The sequence below is a fragment of the Caulobacter sp. BP25 genome, assembly GCF_002737755.1.
Lineage (GTDB): Bacteria > Pseudomonadota > Alphaproteobacteria > Caulobacterales > Caulobacteraceae > Caulobacter.
Genome location: NZ_PEGH01000013.1, coordinates 72,616 through 89,542 on the forward strand (window position 1 = coordinate 72,616; position 16,927 = coordinate 89,542).

At 65.4% G+C, this 16,927-nt stretch carries 17 protein-coding genes, 1 tRNA gene and 1 pseudogene; 5 read left to right on the plus strand and 14 right to left on the minus strand.

Annotation, left to right across the window (positions count from 1 at the left end; genetic code table 11):
- Positions 1 to 47: 47 nt before the first annotated feature.
- From CSW59_RS09655 to CSW59_RS09675, 5 genes are all read right to left on the minus strand, one after another.
- Complete coding sequence (locus CSW59_RS09655) at positions 48 to 1,025, minus strand: class 1 fructose-bisphosphatase (RefSeq protein ID WP_099443845.1); 978 nt, start codon at positions 1,023 to 1,025, stop codon at positions 48 to 50.
- A gap of 61 nt (positions 1,026 to 1,086) precedes the next feature.
- A complete protein-coding gene (glpX, locus tag CSW59_RS09660; protein WP_099443846.1) occupies positions 1,087 to 2,040 on the minus strand; it encodes a class II fructose-bisphosphatase in 954 nt (317 codons plus the stop codon).
- A gap of 72 nt (positions 2,041 to 2,112) precedes the next feature.
- Positions 2,113 to 3,402, minus strand: a complete 1,290-nt coding sequence (locus CSW59_RS09665; RefSeq protein ID WP_099443847.1) for a homoserine dehydrogenase — start codon at positions 3,400 to 3,402, stop codon at positions 2,113 to 2,115.
- A gap of 37 nt (positions 3,403 to 3,439) precedes the next feature.
- The gene (locus CSW59_RS09670) at positions 3,440 to 4,660 is read right to left on the minus strand and encodes an LL-diaminopimelate aminotransferase (RefSeq protein ID WP_099443848.1); all 1,221 of its coding nucleotides are present in this window, start codon (positions 4,658 to 4,660) and stop codon (positions 3,440 to 3,442) included.
- A 109-nt stretch (positions 4,661 to 4,769) separates the two neighbouring features.
- Positions 4,770 to 5,186: a hypothetical protein gene (locus CSW59_RS09675; protein ID WP_236632196.1), complete on the minus strand. Its 417-nt coding sequence runs from the start codon at positions 5,184 to 5,186 to the stop codon at positions 4,770 to 4,772.
- Between the two features lie 114 nt (positions 5,187 to 5,300).
- On the opposite strand from CSW59_RS09675, the gene CSW59_RS09680 reads away from it, so the two are divergent.
- Positions 5,301 to 7,286 carry a class I poly(R)-hydroxyalkanoic acid synthase gene (locus tag CSW59_RS09680; RefSeq protein ID WP_201722767.1) on the plus strand — a complete coding sequence of 662 codons (1,986 nt, stop codon included), beginning with the start codon at positions 5,301 to 5,303 and terminating at the stop codon, positions 7,284 to 7,286.
- Here the strand turns inward: CSW59_RS09680 and argC are convergent.
- The 3 genes from argC to rplM form a co-directional block, all read right to left on the minus strand.
- Positions 7,283 to 8,233: an N-acetyl-gamma-glutamyl-phosphate reductase gene (argC, locus tag CSW59_RS09685; protein ID WP_099443850.1), complete on the minus strand. Its 951-nt coding sequence runs from the start codon at positions 8,231 to 8,233 to the stop codon at positions 7,283 to 7,285. The genes CSW59_RS09680 and argC overlap by 4 nt on opposite strands.
- 96 nt (positions 8,234 to 8,329) lie before the next feature.
- The gene (rpsI, locus tag CSW59_RS09690; RefSeq protein WP_099443851.1) at positions 8,330 to 8,800 is read right to left on the minus strand and encodes a 30S ribosomal protein S9; all 471 of its coding nucleotides are present in this window, start codon (positions 8,798 to 8,800) and stop codon (positions 8,330 to 8,332) included.
- Between the two features lie 3 nt (positions 8,801 to 8,803).
- The gene (rplM, locus tag CSW59_RS09695) at positions 8,804 to 9,277 is read right to left on the minus strand and encodes a 50S ribosomal protein L13 (RefSeq protein WP_099443852.1); all 474 of its coding nucleotides are present in this window, start codon (positions 9,275 to 9,277) and stop codon (positions 8,804 to 8,806) included.
- A 236-nt stretch (positions 9,278 to 9,513) separates the two neighbouring features.
- Between rplM and CSW59_RS09700 the strand changes: the two genes are divergently transcribed.
- Together CSW59_RS09700 and CSW59_RS21805 are read left to right on the plus strand one after the other, a co-directional pair.
- Complete coding sequence (locus tag CSW59_RS09700) at positions 9,514 to 10,914, plus strand: alkaline phosphatase PhoX (RefSeq protein WP_099443853.1); 1,401 nt, start codon at positions 9,514 to 9,516, stop codon at positions 10,912 to 10,914.
- Between the two features lie 49 nt (positions 10,915 to 10,963).
- Positions 10,964 to 11,064, plus strand: a pseudogene (locus tag CSW59_RS21805) (hypothetical protein); the annotation flags it as partial.
- Between the two features lie 547 nt (positions 11,065 to 11,611).
- Here CSW59_RS21805 and CSW59_RS09710 read toward each other — a convergent pair.
- Positions 11,612 to 12,643 carry a COX15/CtaA family protein gene (locus CSW59_RS09710; RefSeq protein ID WP_099443854.1) on the minus strand — a complete coding sequence of 344 codons (1,032 nt, stop codon included), beginning with the start codon at positions 12,641 to 12,643 and terminating at the stop codon, positions 11,612 to 11,614.
- A 138-nt stretch (positions 12,644 to 12,781) separates the two neighbouring features.
- Here CSW59_RS09710 and CSW59_RS09715 point away from each other — a divergent pair, with 138 nt between their 5' ends.
- On the plus strand, positions 12,782 to 13,033 hold the full coding sequence (locus CSW59_RS09715) for a GlsB/YeaQ/YmgE family stress response membrane protein (protein WP_099443855.1): 252 nt from the start codon (positions 12,782 to 12,784) through the stop codon (positions 13,031 to 13,033).
- A complete protein-coding gene (locus CSW59_RS09720) occupies positions 13,030 to 13,251 on the plus strand; it encodes a DUF2842 domain-containing protein (protein WP_099443856.1) in 222 nt (73 codons plus the stop codon). The genes CSW59_RS09715 and CSW59_RS09720 overlap by 4 nt, the downstream gene beginning before the upstream one ends.
- 476 nt (positions 13,252 to 13,727) lie before the next feature.
- On the opposite strand, the gene CSW59_RS09730 is transcribed toward CSW59_RS09720, so the two are convergent.
- The 5 genes from CSW59_RS09730 to plsX all read right to left on the minus strand — a co-directional run bounded on the left by CSW59_RS09730 (position 13,728) and on the right by plsX (position 16,888).
- Positions 13,728 to 13,804, minus strand: a tRNA-Pro gene (locus CSW59_RS09730).
- An 83-nt stretch (positions 13,805 to 13,887) separates the two neighbouring features.
- Positions 13,888 to 14,313 carry a MerR family transcriptional regulator gene (locus CSW59_RS09735; protein WP_099443858.1) on the minus strand — a complete coding sequence of 142 codons (426 nt, stop codon included), beginning with the start codon at positions 14,311 to 14,313 and terminating at the stop codon, positions 13,888 to 13,890.
- A 10-nt stretch (positions 14,314 to 14,323) separates the two neighbouring features.
- Complete coding sequence (locus tag CSW59_RS09740) at positions 14,324 to 14,626, minus strand: integration host factor subunit alpha (RefSeq protein ID WP_066686891.1); 303 nt, start codon at positions 14,624 to 14,626, stop codon at positions 14,324 to 14,326.
- 199 nt (positions 14,627 to 14,825) lie between these two features.
- Positions 14,826 to 15,806: a beta-ketoacyl-ACP synthase III gene (locus CSW59_RS09745; RefSeq protein ID WP_099443859.1), complete on the minus strand. Its 981-nt coding sequence runs from the start codon at positions 15,804 to 15,806 to the stop codon at positions 14,826 to 14,828.
- Positions 15,803 to 16,888 carry a phosphate acyltransferase PlsX gene (gene plsX, locus CSW59_RS09750; RefSeq protein WP_099443860.1) on the minus strand — a complete coding sequence of 362 codons (1,086 nt, stop codon included), beginning with the start codon at positions 16,886 to 16,888 and terminating at the stop codon, positions 15,803 to 15,805. The genes CSW59_RS09745 and plsX overlap by 4 nt, the downstream gene beginning before the upstream one ends.
- Between the last annotated feature and the right edge of the window lie 39 nt (positions 16,889 to 16,927).

Consider the following 16,927-nt stretch of genomic DNA (forward strand, 5'->3'; position numbering starts at 1 on the left):
TGCGGATTCGCTCCATGCGGCGCCGCTATGACAGTCACGGACGCAGGTCAGCCGAGAAGCATCTCCGAGCGCACGATCTCAACCTCGTTGGCCGAGCCCAGCACGACCGGCACGCGCTGGTGCAGCTTGGTGGGCTGGATGTCGAGAATACGCTCGGCGCCGTCGGTCGCCTTGCCGCCGGCCCGCTCGACCACCAGCCCCATCGGGTTGGCCTCGTACATCAGACGCAGCTTGCCGGGCTTGCCCGGCTCGCGGGCGTCCCACGGGTACATGAAAATCCCGCCGCGCATCATGATGCGGTGGACGTCCGCCACCATCGAGGCGATCCAGCGCATGTTGAAGTTCTTAGCTCGTGGACCTTCCTTGCCCTGCAGGCAACCGTCGATGTAGCGGCGCACGGGCTGCTCCCAGTGGCGCTGGTTCGACATGTTGATCGCGAACTCGGTGGTGTCGGGCTTGATGGTCAAGGCCGGATGCGTAAGCAACCACTGACCGTCGGCGCTGAGGGTGAATGCGTTGACCCCGCTGGACAGCGTCAAGACCAGCATGGTCTGCGGGCCATAGACGGCATAGCCAGCGGCGACCTGGTTGCGGCCAGGCTGCAGGAAGTCGGCTTCGATCGGCGCGTGGCTGGTCGGCGCCGGAAGCACCGAGAAGATGGTGCCGACCGAGACATTGACGTCGATGTTGCTGGAGCCGTCCAGCGGATCGAAGGTGACGAGATAGCCGCCCACGCGCCCGGTCGATTCGACCTCTTCCAGCTCTTCGGAAGCCAAGCCCGCGACTGGAGCGCAGGCCTTCAGGGCGTCGCTCAGCATGTCGTTGGTGATGACGTCGAGCTTCTTCTGCTCTTCGTCCTGCACATTCGTGCTGCCCGCAGCGCCCAGGCTGCCCGATAGCGCGCCAGACGCAACCACACGGCTAATCTGAGCGCAGGTGGAGGCGATGGTTCGGACGACATCCTTCAGAGCGGCGTCCGCCGGCTCCGCCGCGAGCCAGGCGGCCAAGTCGACAAAGGTGGTCATAGGCAACCTCTAAACCAGAGCAGAGCGGCCGCCTCTAGCGGACGACCGTGACAGGAAGGTTTCAAACCTTCCGCTTCATGCGGACCTCGCGGACGGTGCCCGTCGAGGAGTTCATCACCAGGGTGTGGGTGTGGACGCAGCCGTCGCGGAAGACGACGCCGTCCACGAGCCCGCCGCGCGTCACGCCCGTGGCGGCGAAGATCGCCTCGTCGCGGACGATCTCGTGCAGGTCATACTTCTTGTCGAGGTCAGTGACGCCCCAGCGCGCGGCGCGGGCGCGCTCGTCGGCGCTGCGGAACAGCAGGCGCCCCTGGAACTGGCCGCCGACGCACTTCAGCGCCGCGCAGGCCAGCACACCCTCGGGCGCGCCGCCGGAGCCGAGATAAAGGTCAATGCCCGTCGAGGGGTCGGTGGTGTTGATCACGCCGGCGACGTCGCCATCGGTGATCAGGTGGACGCGGGCGCCGACCGAACGCAAGCCGGCGATGATCTCGGCGTGGCGAGGACGGTCCAGCACGCAGACCGTGATCTCGGTCGGCGCGACACCCTTGGCCTCGGCCAGCGCCTTGACGTTCTCGCCAGGCGACCGGTCCAGGTCGATCACGCCAGCCGGCAGGCCTGGGCCACAGGCGATCTTGTCCATGTAGGTGTCGGGCGCGTTCAGCAGCGTGCCCTTCGGCGCCCAGGCCATCACGGTAAGGGCGTTGGGTTGGGCCTTGGCGGCCAGGGTCGTGCCTTCCAGCGGATCGAGCGCGATGTCGATCCGAGGCCCCTTCCCCGTGCCGACCTTCTCGCCGATATAGAGCATCGGCGCTTCGTCGCGCTCGCCCTCGCCGATGACGATCTCGCCGTCGATATTCAGCTCATTGAGCGCGTTGCGCATGGCGTCGACAGCGGCCTGGTCGGCGGCCATCTCGTCGCCACGTCCCAGCATCGTCCAGGAGGCGATGGCGGCGGCCTCGGTCACGCGAACGGCGTCCAGGACCAGCGAGCGGTCCAGGGTGTTCGAACTCATCCGTTTCTCCTAGCCCCCGCAGCCGGAGGCCTAGTTCCCAATGTCGCCTTCGGCGCCCAGATTCCTGGGTCGTTAGATGCGCGCGACGCGCAGAAGGCGGGGACGCTCTAGCACGGTCTGCAGCTTTTCGATGCGGCTAATCGCGTCCAGCAGCTTCGATTCCGGGGTCGCATGGGTAACGAGCACGATCGGCACCCCGCCCGCGCCTTCGATAGGCTTTTGCAGGAAGCTGTCGATGGAGACGCCGCATTCGGCCAGGGTTTCCGAGATCGCGGCGATCACGCCAGGCTGGTCCTGGACCATGATCCGCAGATAGGCCTTGCCCACGGCGCGGGTCGGGTCGATGGCGATGAACGGCTTCAGCTCGCCGGCCGGCGCCTGGAAAACCGGACGCATGGCGCGAGTCATCACGTCGGCGATATCAGCGGCCACGGCCGCAGCGGTCGGGCCCGCGCCCGCGCCGGGCCCCTGGATGAAGATCCGGCCGATCCGGGTGCCCTCGATGAACAGCGCGTTCAGCGCCCCGCCGGCCTGCGCCAGCGGATGGTCCAGCGGAACCAGCGAGGGATGGACCTTCACCGCGACGCCGTCCTCGGACTTGGCGGCTCCGGCGATGAGCTTGATGCGATAGCCCAGGTCCTTGGCCAGCTTGATGTCGAGCAGGTCGACATCGCTGATGCCCTCGATCTCGGCCGCTTCGAAGTTCGGTGCGCAGCCGAAGGCCAGGGCCGCCAGGATGCTGATCTTGTGGCCGGCGTCGAAGCCACCGACATCCATGGTCGGATCGGCTTCCGCGTAGCCCAGGCCTTGGGCTTCCCGCAACACGTCGGCGAACGAGCGGCCGGTCTTCTCCATCTCAGAGAGAATGAAGTTGCAGGTGCCGTTGAGAATGCCGGCCACCGAGATAACGTCATCGCCGACCATTGCCTCGCGCAGCATCTTCACCGCCGGGGTGCCCCCCATGACGGCCGCTTCGAACAGCAACGGAACGCCCTGGGCTTCCGCCAGGGCGGCCAGCTCCGCGCCGTGCACGGCGATCAGAGCCTTGTTGGCCGTGACCACCGGTTTGCCGGCCTTAAGGGCGGTCTCGACGGCGGCCTTGGCCGGACCGTCGGAGCCGCCAATCAGTTCGACGAAGAGGTCAATGTCCGGCGACCCCGCCAGGGCCACCGGATCATCGAACCAGGCGAGGTTCGAGATGTCGACCGTGCGCGGTCGCGACTTCGACCGGGCTGAGACCGCGGTCACGACCGCCTTGTCGCCGGCCGGCGCAAAGCCGGGACGCTCGGCCAGGAACTGTAGGAGGCCGCCACCCACGGTGCCCAGGCCCGCAACACCCACGCGCCAGGTCTTGTTCGTCATCTTGAAGTCCTCGTTACGCCGTCGGGAAAGGCCAGCCTCAGGCCTGTTCCATCTTGTTGTGGGCCTTGGCCAGGATGGAGTCGGCGTTGGCGATGAATTTCTTCACGTTGCGCGCGGCCTGGCGGATGCGGTGCTCGTTCTCGACCAGGCCGATCCGCACATAGCCCTCCCCGTACTCGCCAAAGCCGATACCGGGCGCTACGGCGACGCCGGCCTCCTCGATCAGCAGCCGCGAGAACAGCATTGAGCCGGCCTCGCGATACTGTTCCGGGATCTTGGCCCAGGCAAACATCGAGGCTGGCGGATTGGGGATGTCCCAACCCGCGCCTTGCATCGACTTGATCAGGGTGTCGCGGCGGCTCTTGTAGATGGCGCGGATTTCATCGACGCAGTCCTGCGGACCATTGAGGGCGGTCGCGGCGGCTACCTGCACCGGCGTGTAGGCGCCATAGTCTAGATACGACTTCACGCGGGCCAGAGCCGAGCAGATGCGGCTGTTGCCGACCACCATGCCCACGCGCCAGCCGGCCATGGCGTAGGTCTTCGACAGCGAGTTGACCTCGACCGCGATGTCCTTGGCGCCATCCACCTGCAGCACCGAAGGTGGCGGATTGTTGTCGAAATAGATCTCGCCATAGGCCACGTCGCTGATCACCAGCAGGTCGTGCTTTTTGGCCAGCGCGATGGCGTCCTTGTAGAAGTCCAGATCCACCCACTGGGCGGTCGGGTTCGACGGATAGGACAGGATCAGCACGCTGGGCGGCGGCACCGAGTGCTTCACCGCGCGGCTGATATTGGAAAGATATTCCTCCGGCGACAGGGCCGGCACGTGGCGGATGATGCCGCCGGCCATGATGAAGCCGAAGGCGTGGATCGGATAGGCCGGGTTCGGGCAGATTATGACATCGCCCGGGCCGGTCAGGGCCTGGGCGAGGTTGGCGAAACCTTCCTTGGAGCCCAGGGTCGCGATGACCTCGGTGTCGGGGTTCAGCTTCACGCCGAAACGGCGGCCATAGTAGTTGGCCATGGCCTTGCGCAGGCCAGGAATGCCCTTGGAGGCCGAGTAGCGGCCCGCCTTGGGATCCTTGGCGGTCTCGATCAGCTTATCGACGATATGCTGCGGCGTCGGCATGTCGGGATTGCCCATGCCAAAGTCGATGATGTCGGTCCCCTCGGCGCGCAGGCGCGCCTTGATCTTGTTGACCTCTTCAAAGACGTAGGGCGGCAGGCGGCGAATACGGTGGAAATCGGTGCTCATGACAGCTCATTGCGCCGCGTCGGCGCTTTGGGAGCGAAAAGTCGGGCATGGATAGACCCCGAGCGGGGCCAAGCCAAGCCAGTTCGAGGAAGATTATGCCTCCGTCGCCCTATTGGGGCTGTGACGGAGGCGCGCTAGCTCGGCCGCGAGCTGCGCGGGCGAAGGCTTCGGTGTTGGCGCGGTCGGTGTCCGTCGGCGCTTCGAACGCCGGCGGCGTGGCCTCGCGGCGCGCCTTGGCGGCGTAGGCCTCAGTTCCCTTCAGTTCCCAAGTCGACGGCGCGGTGGCGCGCGTCAGCGCGTCGCCAGCGACCTGCTGCTGAGCGACGGCCTTGCGGATCTGATCAGCGCTCGGGATATCGCTGGGAATCGCCGGAATTTCGGAGAGCTTGCGACGCGGCCCCTTGGTCTTGGCCGCGCTCGCGACGGCCGCGGCCACGGGCGAGCTGGGATCCACTGGCGCGGTCTTGAACGGGTTCGCGCAAGCGCTCACGCCGGCCGCGAAGCCGACGATAAGACCGAGACGCATGATTTTGCGGGTGTCGCCGTTCATTGGTTCTGGTCTTATGCGATGATCGCGGCGAGCGAAAGGCGTCCAACGTCGCTTTTCGCGAACTGGCTTTGGACAAGCGGAGGAAACCTCATGGCCACGGCGAAGGCCGCACCCAAGCCCAAGAAGAAAGCCACGCCAAAGGCCCAAAAGGGTCAGGCCAAGGCTCAACCCAAAAAGACGCCGCCGCCCGAGACCTCGGCCTCACCGCCGCCGCCAAAGACCGAGTCGCCGCCGAGTTCATCGACGAACGGCGCCCCTCTGCCCGCGTTCGAGACGCTGCTTTCGCCCGAACAGGTAAAGCTGGTCGAGACACTATCGGCCAACTTGGCGCGCGCAGCGGTCACCGCCCAGGGCGCGATCGCCGAGGCAGCCTTGCGCCAGGCCGATCGCCCGACGGCTCTGACGCCCGATCCCTTCCACGTCGCGCCAGCGCTGAACGAAGTGATGAATCGCCTCGCCGCACAGCCCGACCGCCTGATGCGGGCCCAGGCCGACCTCTTCAGCCGCTACATGGACCTCTGGCAGTCGGCGGCCCGCCGCGCGGCAGGCGAAGAGGTCGAGCCCGTGGTCTCGCCGGCGCCGGGCGACAAGCGGTTCAACGATCCCGACTGGGCCTCGAACCCGATGTTCGATCTTATGAAGCAGTCCTACCTGCTGTCGTCGAACTGGCTGAACAGTCTGGTGGCCGAGGTGGATGGCGTCGACCCCGCCACCAAGCGACGGGTCGAGTTCTTCACCAAGATCCTGACCGACGCCTTCTCGCCGTCGAACTTCCTGATGTCCAACCCGGCCGCCTTGCGCGAGGCCGTCCAGACTCAGGGCGAAAGCATCGTCCGAGGCATGGAGAACTTCGCCGCCGACCTCGAGCGCGGGGGCGGCCAGCTGGCGATTAGCCAGACGGACCTGGCCAAGTTCAAGGTTGGCGAGAACGTCGCCACGGCCCCCGGCAAGGTCGTCTACCAGAACGATATCCTGCAGCTCCTGCAGTTCGATCCGACGACCGAGACGGTCTGCGAGATCCCGCTGCTGATCTTCCCGCCGTGGATAAACAAGTTCTATATCCTGGATCTGCGCCCCGAGAACTCGATGATCCGCTGGCTGACCAGCCAGGGCTTCACGGTCTTCGTCGCCTCTTGGGTCAATCCGGACCGCAAGCTGGCCGACAAGACCTTCGAGGACTACATGATCGAAGGCGTCTACGACGCCACCCAGCAGGTCATGACCCAGTGTGGCGTCAATAAGGTCAACACGGTCGGCTACTGCATCGGCGGCACCCTGCTGTCGGTCGCTCTGGCCCACATGGCCGCGCGGGGCGAAAAGCGCATCAACTCGGCGACCTTCTTCGCCGCCCAGCAGGACTTCGCTGAGGCCGGCGACCTTTTGCTGTTCACCAACGAGGAGTGGCTGCGCTCGATCGAACAACAGATGGACCAGGCCGGCGGCTTCCTGCCCAGCCAGTCGATGGCCGACACCTTCAACGCCCTGCGCGGCAACGACCTGATCTGGTCGTTCTTTGTCAGCAACTACCTGATGGGCAAAGAGCCCAGGCCCTTCGACCTGTTGTTCTGGAACGCCGACCAGACACGGATGCCCAAGGCCCTGCACCTGTTCTACCTGCGAAACTTCTACAAGGATAACGCCCTGGCCAAGGGCGAGCTGACGATCGGCGGCGAGCGGCTGGACCTGTCGAAGGTGAAGGTCCCGATCTTTGTGCAATCCTCCAAGGAGGACCACATCGCGCCCTACCGCAGCGTCTTTAGGGGCGCCAAGCTGTTCGGCGGTCCGGTCAACTTCATGATGGCGGGCTCGGGCCACATCGCGGGCGTGATCAACCATCCCGCCGCTAACAAGTATCAGCACTGGATCAACGAACAGACGTGCGATTCGGTCGAGACGTGGCAAGCCGGCGCCAAGGAGTTCCCAGGCTCGTGGTGGCCCTATTGGGGCGACTGGCTGAAGGCGCGCTCCGGCGGCCAGGTTCCAGCTCGCGATCCGGCCAAGGGCAAGCTGAAGCCGCTGGAGAACGCGCCGGGCAGCTTCGTGCTGGTGAAGTCCAATACGGTAGACGCGGGCTAGAGCCCCGCGTCTTCCTTCAAGCCCAGCGCGATGTTCAGGTTCTGAACCGCCGCGCCCGACGCGCCCTTGCCCAGGTTGTCCAGCAAGGCCACCAGGCGGGCCTGACCGCTGGCGTCCGAGCCGAATACGAAGAGCTTCAGGCGGTTGGTGCCGTTCAGGCCTTCGGGGTCCAGGGTCGTCAGGGCCTTGGCTTCATCCAGGGACGCGACCTCGACGAACGCCTCGCCCTTGTAGTGCCCTTCGAGGGCCGCGTGGATGTCGGCCAGCGACGCGCCGTTCAGGCTCGCAAGGTGCAGCGGCAGCTCGACGATCATGCCCTGAGCGTAGCGGCCGACGGCGGGCGTGAAGATCGGACGGGTCAGCAGGCAGCCGTGCTTCTGCATTTCCGGGACGTGCTTGTGACTCAGCGATAGGCCGTAGATGAAGTACGGAGCCCGGGTGTGGTCGGGGGCGCTCTCGTCCTCGAACTGGGCGATCATCGCCTTGCCGCCGCCGGTATAGCCCGAGACGGCGTTGTACGAGACCGGCAGCTCGGCCGGCAGGATGCCCGCGCTGACTAGCGGCCGCGTCAAGGCGATAGCTCCGGTCGGATAGCAGCCCGGATTGGAGATCCGCTTGGACGCGGCGATCTTGCCGCGCTGGGCCGCGTCGAGTTCCGCGAAGCCATAGGCCCAGTCCTCGGCCGTGCGGTAGGCGGTCGAGGCGTCGATGATCACGGTGTCGGGATTGGTCACCAGCGAAACGGCTTCCTTGGCCGCGTCGTCGGGCAGGCACAGGATCACCGCATCGGCGCCGTTCAGCATCTCGGCGCGGGCGACCGGGTCCTTGCGCTTGTCGGGATCGATCGAGACCAGCTGAAGATCCGTGCGGGCCAGCAGGCGCTCGCGGATCTGCAGGCCGGTGGTGCCGGCTTCGCCGTCGATGAAGACCTTAGGGGCGCTCGCCATGGGCGGACTCCGATCCAGACAGAGACAGGGAATAGACCAAGAAAAAGGGCGCTTCGGAGACCCGAAGCGCCCTCTTCCAAACGCGTGGATACGCGCTTAGCGCTTCGAGAACTGGAAGCTGCGGCGGGCCTTGGCCTTGCCGTACTTCTTACGCTCGACGACGCGGCTGTCGCGGGTCAGGAAGCCATGCGGCTTCAGGACCGGGCGCAGGCCGGGCTCGTAATAGGTCAGAGCCTTCGACAGGCCGTGACGGATCGCGCCAGCTTGGCCCGACAGGCCCGAGCCTTCCACGGTCACGACGACGTCGAATTGACCGAGGCGATCGGTCACTTCCAGCGGCTGGGCGATCATCATGCGCAGCACCGGACGGGCGAAATAGACTTCCTGGTCACGACCGTTGATCGTGATCGAGCCCTTGCCCGGCTTGATCCAGACGCGAGCGATCGCGTTCTTGCGCTTGCCGGTCGCGTAGGAGCGGCCTTGGGCGTCGATCTTCGGTTCGGCCGGAGCGACTTCCGGGTTGCTGGACAGGCTGGCCAGCGCGTCAAAGCCTTGTGCGTCGGTCATGACTTAGAGGCTCCGGGTGTTTTTGCTGTTGCGGGCCGCGAAGTCGACGACTTCCGGGCTCTGCGCTTGGTGCGGGTGCTCACCGTTGTTGTAGATGAGCAGGTGGGTCAGCTGCTTGCGAGCCAGCGGGCTCTCCTTGGGCAGCATGCGCTCGACGGCCTTCTCCAGGACGCGTTCCGGGAACTTACCGCCCAGCACCTTGCGGGGGGTGGTTTCCTTGATGCCGCCCGGGTGACCGGTGTGACGGTAGTAGACCTTGTCGTCCAGCTTCTTGCCCGTGAACTTCACCTTGTCGGCGTTGATCACGACGACGAAGTCGCCGCAGTCGACGTGCGGGGTGTAGTCAGGGCGGTGCTTGCCGCGAAGACGCATGGCGATGAACGAAGCCAGACGGCCGACAACGGCGTCCTGGGCGTCGACCACGATCCACTTCTTCTCGACCTCGGCTGGCTTCAAGGAAGCCGTGATCTTCTGCATGGGATTGATCCGTAATTTCTAGGCGTCCGACCCCGAGAAATCCGGTTTCGTCCGTGTGAGGCGCGGCATGTACGGGAGGGTTCGCGAACTGTCAACATTGACGCCGCGAGAAACTTGCAAAACCCAATGAAAACAAGGCGCTGGCAGATACGGTAATATAATACCGCAACCTCGTGCTCAAACTGTCATGAAAGGGGTGCATAGCGCTGGGCGTTACCTTCTAACAGAGGCGTTCCATGACCTTTTCCCGTCGCGGCTTCATCGGCGCCGGCGCCACCAGCCTGGCCTTCGCGGCCTTTTCCGCCCGCGCCCAAGATGAAGCCCTTGAGGCTGAGACCTATCTCAATGAGGTCGAGGGTTACGGCGCGCTGATCCCCGACTCGAAAGGCATGATCGACCTGCCGCCAGGCTTCCGATACCAGGTGATCTCCCAGGCTGGCGAGACGATGAGCGACGGCTTGTTGGTGCCCGGCAAGGCCGACGGCATGGGCTGCTTCGCGCTCGACGCCGAGCGCGTCCTGCTGGTGCGTAACCACGAACTTTCGGTCAGCGACATCCACAACGGCGCCTTTGGCCTCGGCGAGCGGCTGATCGACCGCATCGACCGCTCTAAGGTCTGGGACTTCCAAAACGGCCAGCGCCCCCTGCCCGGCGGCACGACCACGCAACTCTATAATCTCAAGACCGGCCAGACCGAGCGCCAGCACCTGTCCCTGGCCGGCTCGCTGGTCAACTGCGCGGGCGGCGTCACCCCTTGGGGCTCCTGGCTGACGTGCGAGGAGACGACGCTCGAAGCGGGCTTGGAGGTCGGCAAGGATCACGGCTGGGTCTTCGAAGTGCCTTCGGCCCATGTCGGCCTCGTCGAGCCGGTCGCCCTGAAGGGCCTGGGCCGCTTCAAGCACGAGGCCGCCTGTATTGATCCCCGCACGGGCGTCGTCTACCTGACCGAGGACGTGGCCGACGGCCTCTTCTATCGTTTCCTGCCGAACGATCGGCGCAACCTGGCAGCGGGCGGACGCCTTCAAGCCCTGGGCCTGGTCGATGCTCCCCAAGGCGGCGACACCCGCAACCAGGAAGAAAAGACCTTCCCTATTGGCGGCTGGAAGGCCGCGCGCTGGATCGACCTGGACGGGGTCGACAACCCTTACGACGACCTTCGCCGACGCGGCCACGCCAAGGGCGCGGCGATCTTCTGCCGGGGCGAAGGCGTGTTCTTCGGCCAGGGCGAGCTCTATTTCGCCTGCACCGCCGGCGGCGCGACCGGCTCGGGCCAAATCTTCCGCTACGTCCCCTCGGCCACCGAGGGCCAGGCCGGCGAAAAGGACCTGCCCGGCAAGCTGCAGTTGTTCGTCGAGAGCCAGAACGACCGGGTGCTGGACTACGCCGACAACCTGGTCGTCGCGCCCTGGGGCCATGTGATCGTCTGCGAGGACCGCTATTCGGACACCCTGCGCAATCACCTGCGCGGCGTGACGCCCCAAGGCAAGATCTACACCCTGGCCCGCAACGTCTTCACCGGAAACTCCGAGTTCGCCGGCGCGTGCTTCTCGCCGGACGGCGGCACGCTGTTCGTCAACTTGCAGAACCCGGGGGTCACCCTGGCGATCACGGGGCCTTGGGCGACGGTGAAGGCCTAGGTTGGTCACGAGCCATTGTCCTCACGCGGCTTGCCGCTGAAGGGATGGAAAGGACGCGGAGCGCCGGACATCCGTCCGGAGGTGTTTGTAGTGAGTACCGTTTCGACGAAGCCAGACGCTCCGCGTAGCCGTTATCCGGTGAGCCAGCGGGGCGCGGGGTTTTAACCCGCTCCCGACAGTCGGCCCCCGACGGGCGGGCCAGGGCGACGAACCCCGGTCCCGGAACGTCCAGGCGATTTCAGCCCGGACCTGTCGCGTTCGCCTATGTCTCCGCCGCCCCCTAAGGGAAGGATCTGGGGCTTCGTCCCGATGTTTCAGGGAGCCCGCCACTGGATCCGCCGCGAAGACGCCTTCCCGAAAGAAGACCGGCGAGCGCTTCCCGCTCGACCACCCCCGACAGCCGTCACGATCGCCGGCCGGACGTCCCTTCCGCGCTATCGGGTGAGATCAGTATGGAGGGGGATTCAACGCGGATCACACAGCGGCGTGTAAAAGTGAGAAGTGGTTGAAATCGCTGACTTCGATTCCGGATACGCCGAGCATAGAGCGCCGCGAACGCCCGTAAAAGATCCTCCCCCGTGACACGGGGGAGGTGTCGCGGAGCGGCGGAGGGGGCGAACTGGACATCGGCCGAAGCTGGCCCCCTCCGGCCCTCTGGGCCACCTCCCCCGCTAGGGGGAGGAAAAGACGAAGACGCCTAGGGACGCCGCACGCGCCAGGCGAAGGCCGTCGCCGCGGCAAGCAGCACCGCCGCCCCAGCCTGGTGCAACACGCCCAGGCTGATCGGCACGGCCGCCATCAAGGTCCAGACACCCAAGGCAGCCTGCAGCACCACAATGACCGCCATCGTCGTGGCGATCGTTTTGCTTTCGGTAGCCAAGGGCCTGTCACGCCCCGCGATCACGGCCAACGCGATCCCAGCGACGAGCAGGACATAGGCCACAAGACGGTGATGCAGTTGCACCGCGCCCTGGCTATGAGCCAGGGTCCCCCAGAAGCCGTTGCCGACATAGCTGTCCGGGACCAAATTGCCGTTCATCAAGGGCCAGTCATTGTAGACCAAACCCGCGTCATTGCCGGCGACCAAAGCGCCGAGCAGGCTTTGGAAGAACACCGCCCCGAGGAAAGCGAGCGCCCAGCCGCGCCAGGGCGAACGCTCCTCGACGCGCGGCGCGCCGTTCCAGGCGTCTAGGGCCGTCCAAATCAGGATCACGAACAGCGCCAGGGCCAGGCCCAGGTGCGTCATCAGCCGCTCGGGCGCGACCGATACCCGCTCAGAAAGCCCGCTGGAGACCATCCACCAGCCGATCAGTCCCTGCAGCCCGCCCAGGCCCAGCATGACCGCGCAGCGCCAGATCAGGCGACGGGGGATGTCGCCACGGATCAGGAAAACGATGAAAGGGATCGCGAAAACCAGACCGACGGTGCGTCCTAGCAATCGGTGGGCCCATTCCCACCAGAAGATCCCCTTGAACCCTTCCAGGGTCATGTCTGGATTGACCAGCTTGTACTGCGGGATCTGCTTGTAGAGCTCGAAGCTCTCGCGCCAGGCCTGATCCGACATCGGCGGCAAGGCGCCCATGATCGGTTGCCACTGGGTGATCGACAGCCCCGAATCCGTGAGGCGAGTCGCACCGCCGACGACGACCATGCAGAACACCATGGCGGCGACGATGAAGAGCCAGATCGCTACAGGACGCGAACGGTCGGAACGCAGGAAAGACGTCATGGGGTCGGCAAAGCGTCACTTCTGGGCCGAAATGCGGCCGAACCTTCCTACGCCCGCCGCGCACGCGCATCAATGCCGTAAGGCTACGCATGACGACGCTCGCGCGTCATGGCAAAAGCCGTCCTCTAGGAGGAGCGCATGAGCGGTACGGGGGTCTTCGCGGCGACGATCGTCGGCATCATCGCCGGCTGGATCGCCGACGTCGTGCTGGATCGGCGACACTCCCTGTTCATCAAACTCTTGATTGGCGTAATCGGCGCGTTCATCGGAGCCTTCACGGCCACGCGCATAGACCTTCACCTCGACGGACTGCTCGGCGAGTTGGCGGTCTCCAGCGTCGGCGCTGTCCTATTCCTGGCCATGCTCGGCCTTATTCGGAGACCTGCGTGAGCGCTCCCCTTATTCCGGCCCGCCTGCGCAAGCTGATCGGCTCGATCGCGGTGATGATCGTGCTGTTCGCCTGGATCTGGGTCTTCACCAGTCTGTACGACCGCCTGCCCCAGAATCGCTTCGTGCACCTGGCCTACTTCGTGGCTCTGGGCATGGGCTGGATCCTGCCGGTGATTCCGCTGATCTCTTGGATGGGCAAGGCCGACAAGCGCCTTTGAGAGCGAGCATCTCTCACCCAACACGTCGCGGCGTGCCTAGCGAATCAATTTGAGATTGCAATTGCGGAAAGGCAATTTTCGAGAGACCCTCGTTTTGCGTCTTAAACCAATACATTCGCAAAGAGGTCGTCATGCACTTCAGGAAATGGATTAGAAATTTTCTCGTTGTCGCCGCCGTTGTCACGCCGTTGAACATCGCCACGACGAATACGGCAACCGCGCTTCCGGACTACTGCACAGCGGCCGCGTGGACATATTGCAGAGGGGAAACGGATATCAACGGATACCCGCTCGTCTTCGGCAGCCCTGAGTTTCAGGCCTGCGTTGCAGCGATCAAGCCGCACTTGACCGAGTGCACGGAGAAGCCGGTTTGCCTCGTCAACGGGAAGCCGGCTCCCTGCTGAGGCCACCCCATATCCAAAACAAAAAGGCCGCCCGAAGGCGGCCTTTCTTTCTTCCGCAATTCCCGAAGGAAATGGTCGGAGCGACAGGATTCGAACCTGCGACCCCTTGACCCCCAGTCAAGTGCGCTACCAGGCTGCGCCACGCTCCGACGCGGAAGAGGCGCCCTTATAGGCGCCGGTCTTGGCTTGGGCAACAGCCATTTCGGACGAAATCGCAGGACCGTAAAAGACCCTAGCGCGACAACAGTCCGTCCAATCGCGATTTCATCTCGGTGAGGTCGCGCAACATGAAGGCGAGGCGCTCGCGGGCGCCCTCGTCCAGGCGCGATTCGCCACGCTCAGACCGGCCGTAATCCAAATCAACGGCAAGCTTGGTCGAATCGTTCGACCCAAAGCCTGCGGCGATCACCTGCGCCAGACCATGGTCGCGATGCAGCTTCTGCACGCCCTTGATGGTCAGGCCTTCGTTATGGAGCAAGGTGCGGACGCCGTTCAGCACGGCCACGTCCTGGGGACGATAGAAGCGCCGTCCGCCGGCGCGTTTCATGGGACGAATAAAGGAGAACTTGGTCTCCCAGAAGCGCAGGACGTGCTGCGGCACGCCCAGCTCCTCGGCGGCTTCGGAGATCGTGCGGAAGGCGTTCGGCCCCTTCGCCACCGCATGAATCCTAGTCGCCCAAGGCGCGGTCAATTCGCGCCTTCATGACCTGGGAAGCGCGGAAGCCGATCACGCGCCGAGGTTCGATCTCGGCGGGCTCCCCTGTCTTGGGATTGCGTCCCATCCGGGCCCGCTTGGCGCGAACCTGGAAGACGCCGAAACCGGAAAGCTTGACCGTCTCGCCCTTCTCCAGGGCTTCAGCCACCAGATCCAGGGTGCGCTCGACGAGGCCGGCGCAGTCCTGACGGGTCAAACCGACCTCTTCATGGACCGCCTCGCATAGGTCGGCCCGGGTCAAAGTAGAGCCCTTCATGCAACCCCCTCCACGCGTATCCTGGCGGCCCGAAGACCACCTCCGATAAAGCATTCCCGGCGGAAAAGCGCTGATTGCGGCTGCCCTCAACTCGCCGCGCCCTCACCCACCGAAGACCTCATGCCGTGATTATCGCATGAAGTCAAAGGCTCAAGGTCAACAGTTCATGCCATTCGCGAAGCGGGCGCCATCATGCGCATCAAAGCCGCAGAACGCAGGCGCCCCAGGTCAAACCGCCGCCGCCCATGGCTTCGAGCAGCAGCAGATCGCCCTTCTTGATCCGCCCGTCGTTGATCGCATGGGCCAGGGCCAGCGGGATCGAGGCGGCCGAGGTGTTGGCGTGAATCGCGACCGTCGAGACGACCTTGTTCTCGTCGATGCCGCAGCGATGGGCCACGCCCTGCAGGATTCGCTGGTTGGCCTGGTGCGGAATGAACCAGTCGACGTCCGAGACCGGCACGCCCGCCTTCTCGGCGGCCGCGTGGATGGCTTCGGAGATGTTGACCACGGCGTGCTTGAAGACCTGGTTGCCCAGCATCCGCAGCTTGCCGACCGTGCCCGTGGTCGACGGACCGCCGTCGACATAGAGCAGCTCCTGCTTGCTGCCGTCGGCGCGCAGAGCAAAGCCCAGCATACCGCGATCGCTGGTGGTCCCCTCACCTTCGCCGGCCTCCAGCACGACCGCGCCGGCGCCGTCGCCGAACAGCACGCAGGTGCCGCGGTCGCTCCAGTCCATCAGCCGGGTCATGGTCTCGGCGCCAATGACCAGGGCGCACTTGGCGTGGCCGCGCGCCACGAAGCCGTCGGCGACGCTCAGCGCGTAGACAAAGCCCGAGCAGACGGCCTGGACGTCGAAGGCGATCCCAACCGGCGCGCCAAGCTTGCGTTGGACGATCGTGGCGACCGCCGGAAAGGTCAGATCGGCCGTCGTCGTGGCGACGATGATCAAGTCAACATCGGCGGCGGTCTTGCCGGCGGCGGCCAGAGCCTCGCGGGCGGCTTCGGTGGCGAGATCCGAAACAGGCTGGTCATCAGCCGCCTGGTGGCGTTGGCGGATGCCGGTGCGCTCGACGATCCATTCGTCGCTGGTGTCGACGAACTTGGACAGGTCGTCATTGGTCACGACCTTGGGCGGCAGATAGGCGCCGACGCCGGTCACCACGCTACGAACTACGCTCACTCGGCCGCTCCCTGGGCATCAACGCCGGAATTGGGCTCCTCGCCGGAAGCCTCGTCCTTGGCCGCGGCGGCGGTCAGGCGCTTCAGATTTCTGTCGATCTCGGCGCGGAAATCGCTGCGCGCGAGGTTGGTCGCGACCCGGATCGCTGAGGCGAAGCCGCCCGCGTCCGCGCCGCCGTGGCTCTTCACCACGATTCCGTTCAGGCCCAGCAGCGGCCCGCCGTTCACGCGGCCAGGATCCAGGCGCGCGCGCATCTTCTTCAGGGCGCCCGAGGCGATCGCCGCGCCCAGCATGGCCAGCGGCGTCGAGGTCAGGGTGCTCTTGATCTCATTGGAGAAGAACCGCGCCAGGCCTTCGGCGGTCTTCAGGGCGACATTGCCGGTGAAGCCGTCGGTGACGACGACGTCCACCGTGCCGTAGGCGATGTCGTTGCCCTCGACAAAGCCGTGATAGTCGAAGTCCAGCTTGGTCTCACGCAGGATGGCGTGCGCCTCGCGCACCTCCTCATGGCCCTTCTGCTCCTCGGAGCCGACGTTCAGCAGGCCGACGGTCGGACGATGCGAGCCATGCACCGCGTGGTGGAAGGCCGCGCCCATGATCGCAAACTCGACCAGTTGAGCCGCGTCGCTTTCGACATTGGCGCCGACGTCCAGCACCGCCGTCACCCCCTTCATCGTCGGCCAGTTGGCGACAATGGCAGGACGCTCCAGGCCCGCGCCCATGCGCAGGATCAGCTTGGAGATCGCCATCAGCGCGCCGGTGTTGCCCGCCGAGACGCAGGCGTGGGCCTCGTTCTCGCGCAGCGCCTCGACGGCGTTCCACAGGCTTGAGCCCTTGCCCCGGCGCATGGCCTGGGCGGGCTTTTCGTCCATGCCGATCGCCTTGTCGCAATGGCGGACCTCGCTGACGGCCTTGGCGGTCGGATGCTTGGCCAGCTCCGCCTCAATGGCCGGGCCATCGCCGTGCAGCAGGAAGCGCACGCCGGGCAGCGTCTTGGCCGCCTGGGCGACGCCGGGCACGACGATGGAGGGGCCGTGATCGCCGCCCATGGCGTCGACCGAGATGACTACGGATTGAGACACGTGGCGCTGAGAGCTCCGGCAGGCGGTCCGGCCGCCCTC

What these genes read in the sequence shown, in the direction of transcription:
- CSW59_RS09655 (WP_099443845.1), bottom strand. Translation starts at nt 1,025, where the DNA reads ATGACCACCTTTGTCGACTTGGCCGCCTGGCTCGCGGCGGAGCCGGCG.
- glpX (WP_099443846.1), bottom strand. Translation starts at nt 2,040, where the DNA reads ATGAGTTCGAACACCCTGGACCGCTCGCTGGTCCTGGACGCCGTTCGC.
- CSW59_RS09665 (WP_099443847.1), bottom strand. Translation starts at nt 3,402, where the DNA reads ATGACGAACAAGACCTGGCGCGTGGGTGTTGCGGGCCTGGGCACCGTG.
- CSW59_RS09670 (WP_099443848.1), bottom strand. Translation starts at nt 4,660, where the DNA reads ATGAGCACCGATTTCCACCGTATTCGCCGCCTGCCGCCCTACGTCTTT.
- CSW59_RS09675 (WP_236632196.1), bottom strand. Translation starts at nt 5,186, where the DNA reads ATGCGTCTCGGTCTTATCGTCGGCTTCGCGGCCGGCGTGAGCGCTTGC.
- CSW59_RS09680 (WP_201722767.1), top strand. Translation starts at nt 5,301, where the DNA reads ATGGCCACGGCGAAGGCCGCACCCAAGCCCAAGAAGAAAGCCACGCCA.
- argC (WP_099443850.1), bottom strand. Translation starts at nt 8,233, where the DNA reads ATGGCGAGCGCCCCTAAGGTCTTCATCGACGGCGAAGCCGGCACCACC.
- rpsI (WP_099443851.1), bottom strand. Translation starts at nt 8,800, where the DNA reads ATGACCGACGCACAAGGCTTTGACGCGCTGGCCAGCCTGTCCAGCAAC.
- rplM (WP_099443852.1), bottom strand. Translation starts at nt 9,277, where the DNA reads ATGCAGAAGATCACGGCTTCCTTGAAGCCAGCCGAGGTCGAGAAGAAG.
- CSW59_RS09700 (WP_099443853.1), top strand. Translation starts at nt 9,514, where the DNA reads ATGACCTTTTCCCGTCGCGGCTTCATCGGCGCCGGCGCCACCAGCCTG.
- CSW59_RS09710 (WP_099443854.1), bottom strand. Translation starts at nt 12,643, where the DNA reads ATGACGTCTTTCCTGCGTTCCGACCGTTCGCGTCCTGTAGCGATCTGG.
- CSW59_RS09715 (WP_099443855.1), top strand. Translation starts at nt 12,782, where the DNA reads ATGAGCGGTACGGGGGTCTTCGCGGCGACGATCGTCGGCATCATCGCC.
- CSW59_RS09740 (WP_066686891.1), bottom strand. Translation starts at nt 14,626, where the DNA reads ATGAAGGGCTCTACTTTGACCCGGGCCGACCTATGCGAGGCGGTCCAT.